This window comes from Arthrobacter sp. ISL-5, assembly GCF_018613835.1.
Lineage (GTDB): Bacteria > Actinomycetota > Actinomycetes > Actinomycetales > Micrococcaceae > Arthrobacter.
The window spans coordinates 233,757-250,751 of record NZ_JAGGPM010000029.1 but is presented as its reverse complement, the minus strand read 5'-3'; the positions used below and the strand labels follow the sequence as shown (position 1 = coordinate 250,751).

The 16,995-nt window shown below is 65.8% G+C and carries 18 protein-coding genes; 10 read left to right on the top strand and 8 right to left on the bottom strand.

The features are described 5' to 3' along the window. Positions 1-89 precede the first annotated feature (89 nt). Positions 90-374: a DUF1540 domain-containing protein gene (locus tag J7I89_RS16710; RefSeq protein WP_056633635.1), complete on the bottom strand. Its 285-nt coding sequence runs from the start codon at positions 372-374 to the stop codon at positions 90-92. Positions 375-650: 276 nt separating this feature from the next. Between J7I89_RS16710 and fdhA the strand changes: the two genes are divergently transcribed. After that, the gene (gene fdhA, locus J7I89_RS16705) at positions 651-1,862 is read left to right on the top strand and encodes a formaldehyde dehydrogenase, glutathione-independent (protein WP_214972663.1); all 1,212 of its coding nucleotides are present in this window, start codon (positions 651-653) and stop codon (positions 1,860-1,862) included. Positions 1,863-2,266: 404 nt separating this feature from the next. Next, positions 2,267-2,812, top strand: a complete 546-nt coding sequence (locus J7I89_RS16700) for a YceI family protein (RefSeq protein ID WP_214972662.1) — start codon at positions 2,267-2,269, stop codon at positions 2,810-2,812. Positions 2,813-2,870: 58 nt separating this feature from the next. Here the strand turns inward: J7I89_RS16700 and J7I89_RS16695 are convergent, their stop codons facing one another. Further along, on the bottom strand, positions 2,871-3,602 hold the full coding sequence (locus J7I89_RS16695) for a GntR family transcriptional regulator (RefSeq protein ID WP_214972661.1): 732 nt from the start codon (positions 3,600-3,602) through the stop codon (positions 2,871-2,873). A gap of 162 nt (positions 3,603-3,764) precedes the next feature. Between J7I89_RS16695 and J7I89_RS16690 the strand changes: the two genes are divergently transcribed. From J7I89_RS16690 to J7I89_RS16655, 8 genes are all read left to right on the top strand, one after another. Further along, complete coding sequence (locus tag J7I89_RS16690; RefSeq protein WP_214972660.1) at positions 3,765-5,210, top strand: MFS transporter; 1,446 nt, start codon at positions 3,765-3,767, stop codon at positions 5,208-5,210. Beyond that, positions 5,207-6,241 carry an L-idonate 5-dehydrogenase gene (locus J7I89_RS16685; protein ID WP_214972658.1) on the top strand — a complete coding sequence of 345 codons (1,035 nt, stop codon included), beginning with the start codon at positions 5,207-5,209 and terminating at the stop codon, positions 6,239-6,241. The genes J7I89_RS16690 and J7I89_RS16685 overlap by 4 nt, the downstream gene beginning before the upstream one ends. Positions 6,242-6,295: 54 nt before the next feature. Next, positions 6,296-7,537, top strand: coding sequence for a D-mannonate dehydratase ManD (gene manD, locus J7I89_RS16680; protein ID WP_214972735.1), 1,242 nt, complete (start codon positions 6,296-6,298; stop codon positions 7,535-7,537). A 62-nt stretch (positions 7,538-7,599) separates the two neighbouring features. Continuing rightward, the gene (locus J7I89_RS16675) at positions 7,600-8,526 is read left to right on the top strand and encodes a PfkB family carbohydrate kinase (RefSeq protein WP_214972734.1); all 927 of its coding nucleotides are present in this window, start codon (positions 7,600-7,602) and stop codon (positions 8,524-8,526) included. A 71-nt stretch (positions 8,527-8,597) separates the two neighbouring features. After that, the gene (locus J7I89_RS16670; RefSeq protein ID WP_214972656.1) at positions 8,598-9,983 is read left to right on the top strand and encodes a mannitol dehydrogenase family protein; all 1,386 of its coding nucleotides are present in this window, start codon (positions 8,598-8,600) and stop codon (positions 9,981-9,983) included. Next, positions 9,976-10,602: a bifunctional 4-hydroxy-2-oxoglutarate aldolase/2-dehydro-3-deoxy-phosphogluconate aldolase gene (eda, locus tag J7I89_RS16665; RefSeq protein WP_214972654.1), complete on the top strand. Its 627-nt coding sequence runs from the start codon at positions 9,976-9,978 to the stop codon at positions 10,600-10,602. Before J7I89_RS16670 ends, eda begins: the two co-directional genes overlap by 8 nt. A 122-nt stretch (positions 10,603-10,724) precedes the next feature. Beyond that, positions 10,725-10,895: a CsbD family protein gene (locus J7I89_RS16660; protein WP_214972652.1), complete on the top strand. Its 171-nt coding sequence runs from the start codon at positions 10,725-10,727 to the stop codon at positions 10,893-10,895. A 282-nt stretch (positions 10,896-11,177) separates the two neighbouring features. Continuing rightward, complete coding sequence (locus J7I89_RS16655) at positions 11,178-11,741, top strand: serine hydrolase (protein ID WP_214972650.1); 564 nt, start codon at positions 11,178-11,180, stop codon at positions 11,739-11,741. Here J7I89_RS16655 and J7I89_RS16650 read toward each other — a convergent pair whose 3' ends face one another. The 6 genes from J7I89_RS16650 to J7I89_RS16625 form a co-directional block, all read right to left on the bottom strand. After that, positions 11,742-12,938, bottom strand: a complete 1,197-nt coding sequence (locus tag J7I89_RS16650; RefSeq protein WP_214972648.1) for a TerC family protein — start codon at positions 12,936-12,938, stop codon at positions 11,742-11,744. A gap of 214 nt (positions 12,939-13,152) precedes the next feature. Beyond that, positions 13,153-13,902 (bottom strand): SRPBCC domain-containing protein, encoded by a 750-nt coding sequence (locus tag J7I89_RS16645; protein ID WP_214972646.1) that lies wholly within the window; start codon positions 13,900-13,902, stop codon positions 13,153-13,155. A 208-nt stretch (positions 13,903-14,110) separates the two neighbouring features. Beyond that, positions 14,111-14,404: a winged helix-turn-helix domain-containing protein gene (locus J7I89_RS16640; RefSeq protein WP_214972644.1), complete on the bottom strand. Its 294-nt coding sequence runs from the start codon at positions 14,402-14,404 to the stop codon at positions 14,111-14,113. A gap of 95 nt (positions 14,405-14,499) precedes the next feature. Then, positions 14,500-15,780 (bottom strand): dicarboxylate/amino acid:cation symporter, encoded by a 1,281-nt coding sequence (locus tag J7I89_RS16635; protein WP_251045429.1) that lies wholly within the window; start codon positions 15,778-15,780, stop codon positions 14,500-14,502. Positions 15,781-16,047: 267 nt separating this feature from the next. Then, entirely contained in the window at positions 16,048-16,209 is a 162-nt protein-coding gene (locus J7I89_RS16630) for a hypothetical protein (protein ID WP_214972642.1), read from the bottom strand. Positions 16,210-16,271: 62 nt separating this feature from the next. After that, positions 16,272-16,979 carry a FadR/GntR family transcriptional regulator gene (locus tag J7I89_RS16625; protein ID WP_214972640.1) on the bottom strand — a complete coding sequence of 236 codons (708 nt, stop codon included), beginning with the start codon at positions 16,977-16,979 and terminating at the stop codon, positions 16,272-16,274. Positions 16,980-16,995: the final 16 nt, after the last annotated feature.

Below are 16,995 nucleotides of genomic sequence, written 5' to 3'. Positions count from 1 at the left end.
CTGATTCGAATCTAGCAAGAGGCTATGACATTGAAGGCTATGCCAATGAAGAACCCAAGGTTCCCGCGTTGTTTAGGTGCAGGAGTTGGTTACGTGTGCGCGTAGGTGAGGCAGTCGGCGTTGTCAGGACCCGGACCCACGTGGACTTCCGGGGCGTTGCACATCAGGTGGTCGTTGTGGACGCACTCCGAGCGCTGGCAGGCCCCGACATTGGCCAGGACCTTCGGCAGGCCGCCGTGAATGCCCGTGTCAATGAAAGTGGCGCAGGACGCGTGGTCGGTGGTGCCGCCAACCGTGATGGCCTCGGCATTGCAATGGGTGTGGTCGTTGAAGGAGCAGTTGGTGACGCTGCAGTCTGCGACGTGCGTGCTCATGGAGTTCCTCCGCGATTGAGGCCGCCCGGAATGGGCGACGCGCTGGTTCCAACGTAGGCCTGTGCGGCGCAATCAAAAAGACCCAATTGTGTTGCGTATTTATTCGGTAGACCTCACCTCCGGAGGAGTCCTAGACTGGCCTCATCCCTCCATTGTCCAGGCACTGACGACGGCGTCCAGCCTGCCGCCGGGACCTGCCCGGGAGGGCGCATCAGATCGCTCATGTTTCACCGCCGACCCTTCATTGGGGAGGGTCCGTGACGCCAGGAGGAAAAGATGGAAGGGAACAAAGCCGTTGCCTACAAGGCACCCGGCAAGGTGGAAGTCATTGACATTGACTATCCAAGTTTCGAACTAAAGGACGGGCCGGGCGTCAATCCGGCCAACGTGGGGCGCCAGGTTCCCCACGGCGCAATTCTGAAGACGGTGGCCACCAACATCTGCGGCTCGGACCAGCACATGGTGCGCGGCCGGACTACCGCTCCGCCGGATCTGGTCCTGGGCCACGAGATCACCGGTGAGGTTGTGGAAGTGGGGCCGGGCGTTGAATTCATCAAGGTGGGCGATATCTGTTCGGTGCCGTTCAACATCGCCTGCGGCCGCTGCCGGAACTGCAAGGAACGCAAGACCGGCGTCTGCCTCAACGTGAACCCGGACCGCCCGGGCAGCGCGTACGGATACGTGGACATGGGCGGCTGGGTGGGCGGCCAGGCCAACTACGTGCTGGTCCCGTACGCCGACTGGAACCTGCTCAAATTCCCGGACAAGGACCAGGCCATGGAGAAGATCCTGGACCTGGCCATGCTGTCGGACATCTTCCCCACCGGGTATCACGGGGCAGTAAGCGCAAACGTGGGCGTGGGCTCCACGGTGTACATCGCCGGCGCGGGTCCTGTTGGACTCGCAGCGGCGACCAGCGCACATCTGCTGGGTGCCGCCGTCGTGATTGTGGGCGACCTGAACAGCGACCGGCTGGCGCAGGCCCGCAGCTTCGGCTGCGAAACCGTCGACCTGACTAAGGGCGGCCCGGTGGACCAGATCGAGCAGATCCTGGGAGTTCCCGAGGTGGACTCCGCCGTGGACGCAGTGGGCTTCGAGGCGAAGGGCCACGGCCAGGGTGCGAAGGAAGCCCCGGCCACGGTGCTGAACTCTCTGATGGACATCACTGCTGCCGGCGGCGCGCTGGGCATTCCCGGCCTCTACGTGACGGGTGACCCGGGCGGCATTGACGAGGCCGCGAAGAAGGGGTCGCTGAGCCTGAGCCTCGGTACGGGCTGGGCGAAGTCGCTGAGCTTCACTACGGGGCAGTGCCCGGTGATGAAGTACAACCGGAAACTGATGATGGCCATCCTGCACGACCGCGTGCACATCGCCAAGAACGTCAACGCGAAGCCGATCCTCTTGGACGACGCTCCCAAGGGCTACGCCGAGTTCGACGCCGGTGCGGCCACCAAGTACGTCCTGAACCCCAACGGCTACCTGAGCTGAGGAGGGAGCCCGAAGGATAGATGGGGGCGGCGGTCCGCACGCCGGGCTGCCGCCCCTAACACCGAATGTCCACACCGAATGTCCAGGAAACAGAGAGCCCCGCACTGCCTAATGGCAATACGGGGCTGCTCCTAGCGGCAGGACCATCACGGATGGGGGATCGCGGTGGACCCATAAATAAGGCTACGGACGTTTCCTGAAAATTGGCTAAGAGTTTGGAGGCCTGCGGCCGCTTTAGGGGCGGTCCACGGCCGGTTGCGGGAGCCTGCGCGGTGCCGTGCGGGGACCTGCGCAGTGCCCTGCGGGGCCCCAGTCTTATGTTGATCCTTGACTTCGCCACCGTGCAGAACAAGTGTTGAAATCGCACCATTCGGCTGGTTTTTCGTCTTTAAGGAGATACGGACATGACTCTTCCTGCAGGGTTGACTCCCGGCACGTGGACCCTCGATACGTCCCACAGCGAGATCGGTTTTACCGTTCGGCACGCCGGGATCAGCAAAGTCCGTGGGCGGTTTACCGAGGCTGCCGCCGAGGCCCACGTGGGCAACTCGCTGGCGGCGTCATCGCTGCACGGCACGGTCAAGACTGCCAGCTTCGACTCGGGGGACGCCAACCGCGATGCCCACGTGCGCGGAGCCGACTTCTTTGACGTTGAGCAGTTTCCCGAGATGACGTTCCGGGCCACGAGCATTGAGGGTGACGGCGAGGACTACACAGTGATGGGGGACCTCACCATCCGAGGCGTCACCAAGCCCGTGGAACTTGAAGTCGAGTTCACCGGGGTGGCCGTGGATCCGTTCGGTGCCACCCGGGCCGGTTGCTCCGCGGAGGCAGAGATCAGCCGCAAGGAGTTCGGCCTGACGTGGAACGCCGCGCTGGAGACCGGCGGCTTCCTGGTCAGCGACAAAGTCAAGATCGATATCGATGCAGCGCTGGTCAAGCAGGCATGAAAAGGGTCGGGCAGGAATAGGGTCAAGCAGGAATAGCGCCACCAGGAGTGGCAGCCCCTCAGGAAAGCCGCGCGATGCTCCGCCGGACAGGGCGGGACGCCGTGCCGTCCGAGAACAGGTCAGGCGACGACGCCTGAATGCGTTTGACGTCCTCGAACACGCCGCGGAGGTGGACGCGGAGGGAGCTGTCCGCGTCCGCAAGGTCGTTGGCTTCCAACGCGTCCACCACTGCCGTGTGCTGTTCAATCAGGGTGGAGACGGGCCGCGTATCAATCAGGCTCAATCGCCGGGCGCGGTCCAGGTGCGCTTTAGCTGAATTCACGGCGGTCCAGGCAGATTCGTGCCCCGCCAGCCGAAGGAGTTCGCGGTGGAAGTCTTCGTCCAGCCGGAAAAACTCCTCGACGTCACCCTTGGCCTCGGCGGCGCGCTGGCTCGCGAGGATATCCCGCAGGCCGGCTATCCCGGACGCATCGAGCACCACGTCCGCGAGGGACGCGCATTCGATGGCCTCGCGGACAAACTGCGCCTCAGACACGCGCCCCAGGTCCACCAGGGAAACAAACGACCCGATCTGCGGAAAGACCTGGACCAGGCCCTCTTCCCGCAACAGAATGAGGCTTTCGCGCACCGGCGTCCTGCTGACGCCGAGTTCCTGGGCAAGCTCGTTTTCGGACAGCGGCTCGCCCGGCGGGAGCTGCAGGGAAATGATCCGACGCCGGAGGGTCTCCAAGGTCTGGTCGCGCACCGAGAGCCGCGGTGACTGTCCTTTTTCGGGTTTGCCGATTGTCATGTATCCAGTCTAGCCATCGTTGACAAACTAGAATGGTAGTGCTTGTATGGTAGCAAGAAGGCCGCCGGAACGCAGTCTCATGCGCTACCCAGGATGGCGGCCACCTTCGCACCGCAGAACTCTCCCCACCTTCCTTTTTCATCGCCTGCAAAGGAGCAACAGATGACCGAGAGCATCGCACCGCCCACTACCACCAAGCGGGAATCCAGGACCACCCGAGACCTCGCCAAGGTCGCCGTGTCCGGCTGGCTGGGAACGGCCATGGAATTCATGGATTTCCAGCTCTACTCCCTGGCCGCGGCCATCGTCTTCAACAAGATCTTCTTCCCCGACGTGAGCCCCGTCATCGGCCTCATCGCCGCGATGGCGACTTACGGCGTCGGCTATGTTGCCCGCCTCGTGGGCGCCGTCTACTTCGGCCGCATGGGCGACAGGATCGGCCGCAAGAAGGTCCTGTTCATCACCATCGCCCTCATGGGCGCGTCCACCACCCTCATCGGTGTCCTGCCCACCTACGCAATGATCGGCATCTGGGCCCCGATCCTGCTGGTGGCGCTGCGCCTGATCCAGGGCTTCGGAGCCGGCGCGGAAATCGCCGGCGCCACGGTGATGCTCGCGGAATACGCTCCTGTCCGCCGGCGCGGCCTGATCTCCTCGCTCGTCTGCCTCGGCACCAACTCCGGAACCCTCGCGGCCTCCGCCCTCTGGGCCATCCTGGTCAGCGTGCTCCCCGAGGACCAGCTGCTCAGCTGGGGCTGGCGCATCCCGTTCCTTGCCAGCTTCGTGCTGATGATCTTCGCAGTCTGGATCCGCCGCTCCCTCAAGGAAAGCCCGGTCTTCGAGCAGCGTGCAGACGTCCTGGACGGCGTGGCGCTGTCCAAGGCAGAGATCGCCAAGCAGGACATCGCCAAGCAGGAGCTCGCCCAGCAGGACACCGCCAAGCCTGCCACCCCCGCGGTTCCCGACCTCGCCGGAACCAGCACCATCGAAGCCGCGCTGCACCAGCGCAAGGGCAAGGCCTTCCTGATCGCCCTTGGCCTCCGCTTCGGCCAGGCCGGCAACTCCGGGCTCATCCAGACCTTCCTCATCGGCTACCTGGCAACCGTCCTGCTGGTCGACAAGTCGGTCGGCACCACGGCAATCGTCTACGGCTCGCTGCTGGGCTTCATCACCATCCCCATCATGGGCCTCCTGGGTGACCGCTTCGGCCGCAGGCCCCTCTACCTGGCCCTGAGCACACTCACCGCCCTGTTCTCCATTCCCATGATGCTCATGGTCACCAGCGGCAACACCACGTTGATCACCGTTGCCATCGTCGTCGGCCTGAACCTCGGCGTGCTGAGCCTCTTCGCCATGGAAAGCGTCACCATGGCCGAGTTCTTCGGAGCGCGCACCCGCTTCACCCAGCTGGCCCTGGCCAAGGAGATCGGCGGCATCCTCGCCACCGCTATCGGCCCGCTGCTGGCCGCCACGCTCACGGCCGTGACCGGACACTGGTGGCCGCTGGCCGCGATGCTGGTGGGCTACTCGCTCATCACGCTGGTCTCCGCCGCCGTCGGTCCCGAGGTCCGCGGCCGCGACATGGTCCGCCTGGAAGACGCGGTATGAAAGCCGTCGTAGTCCACGGAGCCAACGACCTCCGCATCGACGACCGCCCCGAGCCCGTAGCCGGGTCGGGGGAGGTGGTGCTCGACGTCGAATGGGGCGGCATCTGCGGCTCTGACCTTTCGTACTGGCGCCACGGCGCCTCGGGGACGGCGGCGCTGAAGGCGCCGCTGGTCCTCGGCCACGAGGTGGCCGGCCGGATCGCCCAGTTGGGCGCCGGCGTCGAAAACCTCGACGTCGGGCAGCCGGTTACGGTGCACCCTGCGGAACTGGTGGGGGACGGGATCATGCCGGACCGCCTCAAGGGCAGGACCAACCTGTACCCGCAGATCAGGTACTTCGGCTCGGCGGCCTTCGATCCGCACACTGACGGCGGATTCAGCGAGCGGAAGCTCGCCAGGGCTTCGCAGATCCGCCCGCTGCCCGACGGCGTGGACACGCTGCACGGGGCGCTCGCGGAACCGCTCGCCGTCGCCATGCACGCCGTCAGCCGGGCGGGTTCGCTTGCCGGCCGGGACATCCTGGTCAACGGTGCCGGGCCCATCGGCTCGCTGGTGATCGCGGCGGCCAAGTACGCCGGCGCGAGGACCGTCATCGCCACGGACATCAACGACGCATCGCTGCGGATCGCCAAAGCCATGGGTGCCGACGAGGTCCTGAATGTCTCCGGCGGCGGCGCGCTGCCGCAGGACATGGAGCTGGTGTTCGAAGCCACCGGCATCCCGGCAGTGCTGGGCGGCGTCCTCCGGGCCACCGCCCGCGGCGGGACCCTGGTGCAGGTGGGCAACCTGCCCGGCACCCCGGCTCCCGCGGCGCTGGGTGACCTGGTGACGCGGGAGATCACCTGGATCGGCTCCTACCGGTTCGTGGACGAGATCGGCGACGCCCTCCGCGCCATGGCCGACGGCCTGGACGTCTCCCCGGTCATCACCCACAAGTTCGGCATCGACCAGGCCGAGGAAGCCATGCGCGTCTCGGCCGATCCAACCTCCGGCAGCAGCAAGGTCATGCTCCGCCTCAGCCCAACTGAGTAGCAGTAGGTGTCGTTTTGAGGGCTCAAAACGACACCTGCTGCGACCTACTTGCATATTTCCCACGAACATCCGAAGGACCAACCAGTGAAGATCACCGACGCACGGGTAGTGGTTTCGTCGCCAGGACGGAATTACGTCACGCTCGTTATTGAAACCGAGGACGGCGTGACCGGCATCGGCGACGCCACGCTCAACGGCCGCGAACTGGCCGTGGCGTCCTACCTCTCCGAGCACCTGTGCCCGCTGCTGATCGGCCGCGACGCCCGCCGCATAGAGGACGCCTGGCAGTACTTCTACAAGGGCGCCTACTGGCGCCGCGGGCCGGTGACCATGACCGCGATCGCCGCGATCGACGTCGCGCTTTGGGACATCAAGGGCAAGGTGGCCGGCATGCCGGTCTACGAACTCCTGGGCGGGGCGGCCCGTGAGGGCGTCATGGTTTACGGGCACGCCAGCGGCTCAACGCTGGAGGACCTCAGCGCCGATTTCCAACACCACCTGGACCTCGGGTACAAGGCCATCCGGGCGCAGGCTGCCGTGCCGGGGCTGGAAAAGACCTACGGGATCGCGCCGGTGGACGGCAAGACCTATGAGCCGGCCAGCGGGAACGTCCCGCAGGAGGACATGTGGGAAACCACGTCCTACCTGGACTTCGCGCCCAAGATGATGGCGCACGTACGCGAGGAGTTCGGCTACGGCGTGCACGTCCTGCACGACGTGCACCACCGGCTGACGCCGATCGAGGCCGGCCGGCTGGGCGCCTCGCTGGAGCAGTACCGGCCGTTCTGGATCGAGGATCCGACGCCGGCCGAGGACCAGTCGGCGTTCCGCCTGATCCGCCAGCACACCACCACGCCCATCGCCGTGGGCGAGGTGTTCAACTCGATCTGGGACTGCCAGCAGCTGATCACCGAACGCCTGATCGACTACATCCGCACGTCCGTTTCGCACGCCGGCGGCATCACGCACCTGCGCCGGATCTTCTCGCTCGCGGACCTGTACGGCGTCCGGTCCGGCTCGCACGGCGCCGGCGACCTTTCGCCGGTGTCCTTCGCGGCGGCCCTGCACGTGGACATGAGCATTCCGAACTTCGGCGTTCAGGAGTACATGGGCCACCGGGATCCTGCGGGTGAGGTCTTCAAGACGTCCTACACGTTCACCGACGGCTACATGCACCCCGGTGACGCCCCGGGCATCGGCGTCGAGTTCAACGAGGAGGCGGCTGCCGCCTTCCCGTTCGACCCGAAATACCTGCCCATCAACCGCCGGCTCGACGGGTCGGTGCACGACTGGTGAGCGCCTCGATATTCGACGCGGGCGATTCCGTGCAAGAGAACCGGCCGTTCGACGTCGTCGTGATGGGGGAGATCCTCGTTGAGGTGGCCACGGACGTGGCTTTCGGCCATGGCGTTCCCGCCCAGCTGGGCATCTCGGGCGACGCGCTGAACGTCGCGGCGGCCGCTGCGGCGGCCGGAGCCCGCACGGGGCTGCTGGCCGTGCTGACCGACGACGACCTCGGCCAGGCGATCGCCGCCAGGATCCGGGAACTCGGCATTTCCGATGAACTGCTGACGTTCAGGACCGGCCAGCAGGGCGTCTACCTGGTGCACTGCGATCCGGACGGGCAGCGGGAGTTTTCCTACGCCCGCTCCAGCAGCGTCGGTTCCACGCTCGGCCCGGATGACGTTGATCCGGCCGTGGTTTCGGCGGCGGGGGCCGTCATTGCCGGCGGGATCGCCTGCGCCATTTCCGCGTCGTCGCGGGCTGCCGTCCTCAAGGCTGCGGCCTCGGCTGGCCGCTTCGTTTTCGATCCCAACTTCCGCCCCCGGCTCACCTCCGTGGAGGAGGCGACGGCGGTCCTCGCCGAACTGGCGCCGCGGACCTTCCTGGTCACTCCGTCCTTTCCGGGCGAAACGTCAGCACTCCTCGGCTGCGCCTCGCCGAAGGAGGCGGCGGCCAAGCTCCGCAGCCTCGGTGCTGCGAACGTCGCCGTGACCTGCGGGGCGGAGGGAATCCAGCTTGAGAGCGAGCACGACTCTTCCTGGGTCGACGCGATTCCGGCGCCGTCGGTCGTGGACCAGACGGGCGCGGGCGATGCCTTCGTGGGCACCCTGACCGCCCGGATGGTGCTGGGCGACGGCCTCCCGGACGCCGCCCGGTACGGCGCGGCTGCGGCATCGCTCGTGGTCGGCGGCAAGGGCGGGACCGGCTTCATCCCCACCTTTGAACAGACCCGGACCCATGCCCTGCGGACCCCCGAAGGAGAGCTGTCATCGCACGCCTAAGCTCCGCTTCGCTGGCTGCCAGCGGAAGCCATCAGGGACTGCTGCCGCGGGAAAAGCTGCGGCCCGGCATTGTGCACCTTGGCCTGGGCGCCTTTGCCCGCGCCCACACGGCCGTGTTCACCGAAAACGCGATGCTGGCCTCCGGCGATCTCAATTGGGGGATCGCCGGGATCACCCAGCGTTCGGATACGGTGGCGCGCCAGCTGGCGCCGCAGGACGGGCTGTTCACCGTGACCGAGAGGGGGAGCGGTGCCGCGCCGCTCCGCGTGGTTTCGAGCATCGTGGAGGCCATCTCCGGAAGGGACAACCCGGGAGCGGTGGTGGACCGGATCGCCGACCCGTCGACGTCGGTCATCACGCTCACCATCACGGAGAAGGGGTACCGGATCGATCCCCACACCGGAACCCTCAACACCGCCGACGAACAGGTCCGGGCCGACCTCGCGGGGCAGCCTCCGCAGACGGCCATCGGACAGATCGCCCGCGGGCTCCAGCAGCGCGCCCGGGCCGACGCCGGGCCCCTCACCGTGGTCTCGTGCGACAACCTTCCCGGCAACGGGGAGCTGACAGGCAAGCTCGTTCGCGCCTTTGCCGCAGAGCTCCCTGCGGCCGAGGCGGAGCCGCTGCTGGCCTGGCTCGAAGCGAACGTCACGTTCCCCAACACGATGGTGGACCGGATGGTGCCGGCCACGACGGCCGGCGACCTGGACGCCGTCGAACGCGAACTGGGGCTCCGGGACGAGGCCGCCGTGGTGGCCGAGCCGTTCCTGCAGTGGGTCATCGAGGACAACTTTGCGTCCCGCCGCCCGCGGTGGGAGGACGCCGGGGCACTGTTCAGCACGGACGTCGCGGCGTGGGAGGCGGCCAAGCTGCGACTGCTCAACGCGAGCCATTCCATGCTTGCCTACCTGGGCCTGGCTGCGGGCAAGACGACCATCAGCGACGCCGTGGGCGAGGACGCCTTCCTCACGGCCTGCCGGCGCATGATGCACGAGGACGCGCTGCCCACCATCAGCCTCCCGGAGGGACTGGACGGGGATGAGTACTGCGCGCAGGTGCTCAGCCGGTTCGCGAATCCCGCGCTGGGCCACACCACGGCGAAGGTGGGCAGCGACGGCTCGCAGAAGATCGGGCTGCGGCTGCTGAGCACCGTCCGCGGAAATCTCGACGCCGGCCGCGAACCACGGTGGGCCGCGCTCGCCGTTGCTGCCTGGATGCGCCACGTGGCCACCACGCCGGCGGCACAGCTGGACGATCCCCTTGCGGCTGAACTCCACGCGGCACTGCCCGCGTCTCGCACGGCCGCGGCGGTGGTCCCGGCGCTCCTTGGCTGCCGCAGCATTTTCGACGGCGAACTGGCGGCGAACGCTGTTTTCGCCGGCCTCCTCACGCACTGGTACGGCATTATCGACACGCACGGGCTGGACGGCCTGAGAAAAGAGATCAACCATGGCTGACGCCACCAGCGTTCTGCACGTTTCCCCGGTCATTCCGGTGGTGACCATCGACGATCCGCAGCACGCGGTTCCCGTGGCCCGGGCACTGGCCGACGGCGGCATCCGGATCATCGAGCTCACCCTGCGGACGGACAGCGCCCTCACCTCGCTGAAGCTCATCGCCAACGAAGTTCCGGACATCCTCGTGGGAGCGGGCACCATCCTCACGCCGGGCCAGGCGGACGCCGCGGTCGCGGCCGGTGCCCAGTTCCTGGTCAGCCCGGGCGTGACGCCCGCCCTGCTGGGGCACATGCTCAGCCTGGACATTCCGGTGCTGCCCGGCGTGGCGACGGTGGGCGAGGTGATGGCGGTCCTGGAAAGCGGGCTCGAGGCCATGAAGTTTTTCCCGGCCGGCCCCGCCGGCGGCCCGGCTTACCTAGCGGCCATCGGGGCACCCATCCCGCACGTCCAGTTCTGCCCCACCGGAGGCATCAGCCTGGCCACCGCGCCGGACTACCTCAGCCTGACGAACGTGCAGTGCGTCGGCGGCAGCTGGCTCACTCCGCGTGCGGCTGTTGAGTCCGGGAACTGGCAGCAGATCACGGAGCTCGCGCGGCAGGCGTCGGCCCTCGGGATTTAGGCCAAGGTCAACGAACTCAGAAATTCCGTAGTCGTGGGCCACGGACGCGCGTAGAGTCGGGAACGACCGGACTACCGACGGTCGAATGCTGGATAGACGGACACTGAACGGAGGAGTTCACCATGAACTTGGGCAACAAGATCAGGCATGCCGCAGAACGTCTGAAGGGACGGGCGGGAGGTGCCGCCGGAGGACACACGGGCGTGGCCCGGCCGAATGTCTCGGGACGCGCCGCCCACACAGGCGCCAGCGGAATCGGCGAAAGAATCCGCCACTTCCTGAAGAGGCACTAACCCTGCGTGCATACGCCGCGCGTCCTGAGTGCCCGTGGTGACATGTCGTGACTGACATGCGCCTGACTGACATGCACGGGGACGCCGGACTGGCAGAAAAGTTGCGAAGCGGTCTTGGCCGCCGCCATCCAGTGGCGGCGGCCGCCGCCGTTAACGCCGGGATAGCGACCGTGGCGAGCCTGGGTGCATCCCTGGACGCGGACTTCGAAATCGGGTCGGTATCGAAGGGGATCACCGGGCTTCTCTACGTTGACGCGTGCGGCCGGGGTGAGGTGGGCCCGGATGCCACGCTGGGGGTATCCAAGGCCCCGGTATTCAAACCTTGGCTTCGAACTGCTGGGCCATGCCATTGCGTCAGGGGCCGGAATGAGCTTTCGCGACCTTCTCCGGAACCGGCTGTCCGTTCCGCTGGGTCTGGGTTCGGTGTACGCGCCGGCCGCCCCCGATGAATTGGGTCCGCGGGCGGTCCCGGGCGGAGCCGCTGGGGGGAGGGTCATGGAACCGTGGACCGGAGAGGCACTGGCTCCGGCCGGCGGCATCCGGGCCTCCATCACGGAGATGGCACGGCTGGCCCAGGCTCTTCTTGACGGCTCAGCACCGGGCCTGGCCGTCCTGGACCCGGTGGCGAACGTCGCCGGTCCGGCCGCGCGCATCGGCGCCGCCTGGGTGACGCTGGATGTGAAGGGCCGAGCGGTTACCTGGCACAACGGCGGCACCGGCGGGTTCCGCTCGTGGTTCGGCCTGGACCGCGAGGCGGGCGCCGCCGTCGTCGTCCTGTCCGCAACGGCTGCCTCCGTGGACCGGCACGGGTTCCGGCTGCTGCAGCAGCTTACGGCCCGGAGCTGACTACTTCTCTCCGGCCCGCTCCAGTGCCTGGTCGTGCTCGGCGTGCGCCTTTCGGATCAGGTCCATGACCGCGGTTTCGTTGCGGATGAGCCTCTTGTACTTCTCCGGGAGCTTCTTGAGTTCCTGCTCCTCGCGGACCATCTTGTCGAAGATGCGCTCCCGCTCCTTGATGTCCGTTTCGTAGTTGAGGTCAACGTACTCCGTGGCATGCCGTTTGGCTCCGGACACCATGTTCTTGGCCTTGCCCTTGGGACTGAAGATGGAGGCAAGGACGGTGACGGTCAGGACGCCGAGGATCACGGCAAGCGAAGTTCCGGTGCTGATTTCAACGACGTTGACGGGTTCGCCGTCATTGACGAACGGCAGGTTGTTCTCGTGCAGGGCGTGCAGGATGAGCTTGACGCCGATGAAGCCGAGGATGGCGGCAAGGCCGTAGGACAGGAAGATCAGGCGGTCCAGCAGTTCGTCGATGAGGAAGAACAGCTGCCGCAGGCCCATGAGTGAGAACGCCGTGGCGGTGAAGACGATGAAGACGTTCTGCGTCAGGCCGAAGATGGCGGGGATGGAGTCGAGCGCGAACAGGATGTCCGTGCCGCCGATCGCCACCATGACCAGGAGCATCGGGGTGAGGACGCGGTTGCCGTCCACCTTGGTGAAGAGCTTGTCGCCGTCGTACTGTTCCGACGCCGGCAGGAACTTCTTGGCGAGCCGCACCACCACGCCTTCGCTCTCCTCGTCGTGGGAGTCGGGCTTGAGCAGGTTGCCGGCGGTGATGAGCAGGATCAGCCCGAAAATGTAGAAGACCCAGGCAAAGCTGTTGATGAGCGCCGCGCCGAGGAAGATGAAACCGGTCCGGGCGATCAGCGAAAAGACGATGCCGAACAGGAGCACTTTTTGCTGGTCTTTGCGGGGCACCTTGAAGCTGGCCATGATGATCAGGAAGACGAAGAGGTTGTCCACGGACAGCGCCTTCTCGGTGACATACCCGGCGAAGTATTCGGTTCCCATCGTGTTGCCGCCGAAGCTCCAGACGCCCAGGCCGAACAGCAGGGCTATGCCGACGTAGATGGCGGACCACGCGGCGGATTCCTTCAGCGACGGCGTGTGTGCCTTCCGCACATGGAAGAAGAAGTCGAAGGCCAGGAGGGCCAGAATTCCTGCGATTGTCGCAGTCCAGACCATAAGGGGAACTTCCATGCTGCCTCTTTCCTGAGCGGTGAGGGGCGCGCCGGAGAGTCCGGCCAGGCAACTCTCCCATGTGGAACGCACGCCGGGGCTTGGAATCAACCCTACCCAGGTCGGTCTGGCGCGCCGCAACCCGCAGTTTCTGAGCAGCTGTGACTGCCGGCTGCGCGCGCCAGGTCCGCGCGCCTAGTCCGCCCTCCGGCGGCGCCCCGGCTGCGCCCCGGCGTCAGGCGTACATGAGGGAGCCCGGCGTGGTGAGTTTCTGGCCTGTTTCGAGCCAGGTCTTCAGGCCGGAGAGGATCATCGGCCAGCCGCCGTAGAGCTGTTCGTTGGCGCCTTCGCGGAGCTGATCGTGCGTGACGGTCAGGTGGCAGGAATCGCCCACCGGTTCAATCTCCCACGTGATCCGCGAGGTGCCCTCGGCCTTGACGTCGTCGCCCCAGAGGGCGCGCATGGTCTGCACCAGCCGCCGCGGAGGTTCGACCTCGACGTTCTCGCCATCACCGAGAAGGTCCCCTCCCTCGGGCGCCATCTCGAACCGGGACCCCGGCGTCCAATCCGAGCTGATGCGCATCCCGAACTGGTACTTGCTGCGGATCTCGCTGTCCGTGATGGCCTCCCAGAGCCGTTCCGGGGTGGTCTTGATGTAGATCTCGAAAATCTTTTCCATGGGACTTTCCAATCTGGTTTTGAGGTCGCTTAGCGCAGCGGCCCATGGTTGTGCATATTTGCTCACCCAGCGGTCGTGGACGAGCCTGATGGGCACCGGATTCAGGAAGTGCAGCTTCTCGCGCCCGCGACGGCGGGTCACCACGAGGCCCGCCTCTTCGAGCAGCTTGAGGTGCTTCATGACCCCGAAGCGGGTGATCTCGAACCGCGCTTCCAGGGCAGTGAGCGTCTGGCCGTCCTCCCGGAAAAGCTCGTCCAGCAGTTCCCGGCGGATGGGGTCGGCGAGAGCCTTGAATACGGCGTCCACAAGCCCAGAATAGGTGACCATTTGGTCACATGTCAACGGGTTTCGGGTTCTGGTTGCGGATGCGGACCCCAGATTCCGGGCCTCGGCTGCGGACTCCGGGTTCCGGCTTCGGGCCTCGGCTCAGGACCCAGACTCCCCAACTACGTAGCAGCTCACGCCGTTTTCAGCGCTGAGAACAGCGTGTACTGCTACCTAGTTGGGCTGCGCGCTACTTTGGGGGAGCGCCGACGGCGGTGAGGGAATAGAAGGGGGTGCAACTGGCCCTCATCCCGGGGGAAATATTGGACCGGACCATCGACGCGCCCTCGAGCGCTGCGAGGTGGTACCGGACGGTGTCCCTGGAGGAGCCAACGGCGCTGCTGATATCGGATACTTTGCTCGCCCCGTTGCGTGCCAGGTATTCGACGATCCGCGATCTGACCTGGCTGCGTCGTAATTTGGGGCGGCGATTATCCGATTGAATTGTTGCCCTGCGGTACGGGACGTTCAGTACATCTGGCAATTCAACTGCCTTTCAGCCGGGGGCCGGGAGCCCGCTGTTTTGCTTGTGTTAGCGCACCCTGGGCAGGAGCCGCCTCACGTGCGCGTGTGACTCGGTCAGCGCGTCGCAGTTTCCAGCTCTCTGGCCTCTTGCCCGTCGTGCGCCGGGAGAGGCTCCTCGCGGGGAGCGGCTTTATCGTGGCTTCGGCCGATGACTGCGGTGGCGATGGCATTTCCCAGGATGTTGGTTGCCGTGCGTCCCATGTCCAGGAGCTGATCGATCACGAGCAGGACGCCAATACCTGCTGCAGGGATGCCGAAGGCCGGGACGACGGCGGCAACGACGACGAGCGAACCGCGCGGCACTCCGGCCATGCCTTTGCTGCTGAGCAGAAGCATTGCGGTCATTGCAATCTGCTGCCCGAGGTCCATGTCAATGCCGTACGCATTGATGAGGAAGACCGATGCGAAGGTCATGTACATCATGGAACCGTCGACGTTGAAGGAGTAGCCCAAGGGCAATACGAAGCCGGTGGTGCGTTTCTCGATGCCGAACCTGGTAAGGCCCTCAATGAGCTTGGGCAGGGCTGCTTCGCTGCTGGAGGTGGCGAACGCGATGACCATGGGTTCGCGCACGATCCGGACCAGTCGGAAGGCGGCCTTTCCGAGGAAGCCAACGGCGACGGCGATCATGAGGACCCACAGCGCCGAGAGGGAGACGTAGAAGCCGCCGATGAAAGAAGCGTAGGTGGCGAACGCGTCCAGGCCCTCGGCCGTGAAGGCCGATGCGATGCCCGCGAAAACGCCAATGGGTGCTGCCAGCATCACGTACCCGGTGACCTTGAGCATGACGCCCATCAGCTCGTCGATTGCATTCGCGATGGAGGAGTGGCCCTTCTTCCGAAGGTTCAGCAGGGCGATGCCGAAGAGCGCGCCGAACACCAGGATCTGGAGCGGGTTGTTGGCCGTCAGGGCCGCGAAGACGCTGGTGGGGATGATGTGGGTGATGAATTCCGCGTAATCGAGGGGCTTTGTTTCCATCCCCGCGTCACCGCCCGGGACCAGGTTCAGGCCGTCGCCGACGTTGAGCACGTGCGCGGTGATGAATCCGAAGGCGCCCACCAGGACGGAGGCGGAAAGGAACCAGATCATCGAGCGGCCGAAGAGCTTCCCCACGCCGGCGGACTTGGCCGCTCCTGCGATGCCGGAGACGAGGGTGGCGAAGATCAGCGGGGCGATGATCATCTTGATGAGGTTCAGGAACATGTGCGTCACGGTGTCGAGCACCGCCACGAGGGATTCGCGGGCGTCTGCGGCGAGCAGCCAGTGGCACACCAGCCCACTGATGATCCCGAACAGAAGCGCTGCCAGAATCCACATCGTTGATTTGTTTTTCATGATCAATCCTTGGGTAGGGGCCGGGATGATGGCCCGGTGCTGGAACGGACCTCCTCATTGAGTTCCGTTGTCTCCGTAAGTCGGTCAGGGTATTTGGGCACGGCGGCGTGCCCTCTGCTCCCTGACGGGCGGGGTCGTGGTGGTGGCCGGTCGAGCCTGTTTCGGCAGGCTCAACCAGCGGCGGTGGATATTAGCTGAGTTTCGCGCCCCGGCCGGTGGCGGTGGCGTAGCACAGGTGGGGGTTCAGGATGGTGGTCATGGGGGTCCTCACGGGGCTTCGTTGATGGGTTTGGACGGGAAATCAGGGTTTTGCGGCAGGCCGAATTGGGGCGCGGCCCAGGAAAGGACATAGAAGTTCTGTATTGCAGGGTGATTGGGCGTGGCGACGGCGGCGGCGGCGGCGGCCGCGGCCGCGGGGGCAGGCAGCACGGAGGCGACCGCCTGCAGCGACTAAGTAACGGGGATAGATTCGGGACGGGGCAGGTGCTCGGTCAGCCTTCGCCTCCGGGGACGATGCTGCCCAGCGCACACTCCACACCGTGCAGGTGCCGTGTCATGGCCCTGGACGCTTCTTGGGCGGACCCGCGCTCGATGGCAGCGAAAATGCGGGCGTGCTCGCGGTCGGAATCCTTCCGGCGGTCAGCTACCAGGTTCAGGGTGTTCGACTGGTCAGCCATGGCCTCGCGGATGTCCGTCAGAACGCCGACAAATACCTCGTTGCCGCTGCACCGGGCAATGGTGGCGTGAAATTCGGCGTTGAGGAGGATCCACTGCTGGAGATCATCTTCATCCGACATGGCCTCGAGAATGTCCCGAAGTGCCTCCACATCCTCGCCAGTCCGGCGTTCGGCGGCAAGGGCAGCGGCGGGTACTTCAATGTGGGGGCGCGCCTCCACCAGGTCACGGGCAGAGTATTTTCCGAGCTTCAGGTCAGGGGCAACCCGGTCGGCGATGACGAAGGTGCCTTTGCCGGTGAATGTAGCCGTCAGGCCGAGCGCATTGCACGACTTCAGTGCTTCCCGGACCATCGATCGGCTCACTCCGTACAGCTGGGCCAGCGATGCCTCCGAATCCAGCCGTGCGCCGACCGGAATCTTGCCGCCTTCTATGGCGTTTCGAAGGGATGCGAACACGGCTTCGGCTGCGCCGACCCGTATCACTTTGGCTTGTCCAACTGTCCAGCTGTCCAACAGGTTCATGCCGCAAATATGGCAC

Coding starts and splice junctions, on each gene's coding strand:
- J7I89_RS16655 (WP_214972650.1), top strand. CDS start 11,178: ATGCCACGCTGGGGGTATCCAAGGCCCCGGTATTCAAACCTTGGCTTC.
- J7I89_RS16650 (WP_214972648.1), bottom strand. CDS start 12,938: ATGGAAGTTCCCCTTATGGTCTGGACTGCGACAATCGCAGGAATTCTG.
- J7I89_RS16625 (WP_214972640.1), bottom strand. CDS start 16,979: ATGAACCTGTTGGACAGCTGGACAGTTGGACAAGCCAAAGTGATACGG.
- J7I89_RS16695 (WP_214972661.1), bottom strand. CDS start 3,602: ATGACAATCGGCAAACCCGAAAAAGGACAGTCACCGCGGCTCTCGGTG.
- J7I89_RS16700 (WP_214972662.1), top strand. CDS start 2,267: ATGACTCTTCCTGCAGGGTTGACTCCCGGCACGTGGACCCTCGATACG.
- J7I89_RS16690 (WP_214972660.1), top strand. CDS start 3,765: ATGACCGAGAGCATCGCACCGCCCACTACCACCAAGCGGGAATCCAGG.
- J7I89_RS16685 (WP_214972658.1), top strand. CDS start 5,207: ATGAAAGCCGTCGTAGTCCACGGAGCCAACGACCTCCGCATCGACGAC.
- J7I89_RS16675 (WP_214972734.1), top strand. CDS start 7,600: ATGGGGGAGATCCTCGTTGAGGTGGCCACGGACGTGGCTTTCGGCCAT.
- J7I89_RS16710 (WP_056633635.1), bottom strand. CDS start 374: ATGAGCACGCACGTCGCAGACTGCAGCGTCACCAACTGCTCCTTCAAC.
- fdhA (WP_214972663.1), top strand. CDS start 651: ATGGAAGGGAACAAAGCCGTTGCCTACAAGGCACCCGGCAAGGTGGAA.
- J7I89_RS16635 (WP_251045429.1), bottom strand. CDS start 15,780: ATGAAAAACAAATCAACGATGTGGATTCTGGCAGCGCTTCTGTTCGGG.
- J7I89_RS16660 (WP_214972652.1), top strand. CDS start 10,725: ATGAACTTGGGCAACAAGATCAGGCATGCCGCAGAACGTCTGAAGGGA.
- eda (WP_214972654.1), top strand. CDS start 9,976: ATGGCTGACGCCACCAGCGTTCTGCACGTTTCCCCGGTCATTCCGGTG.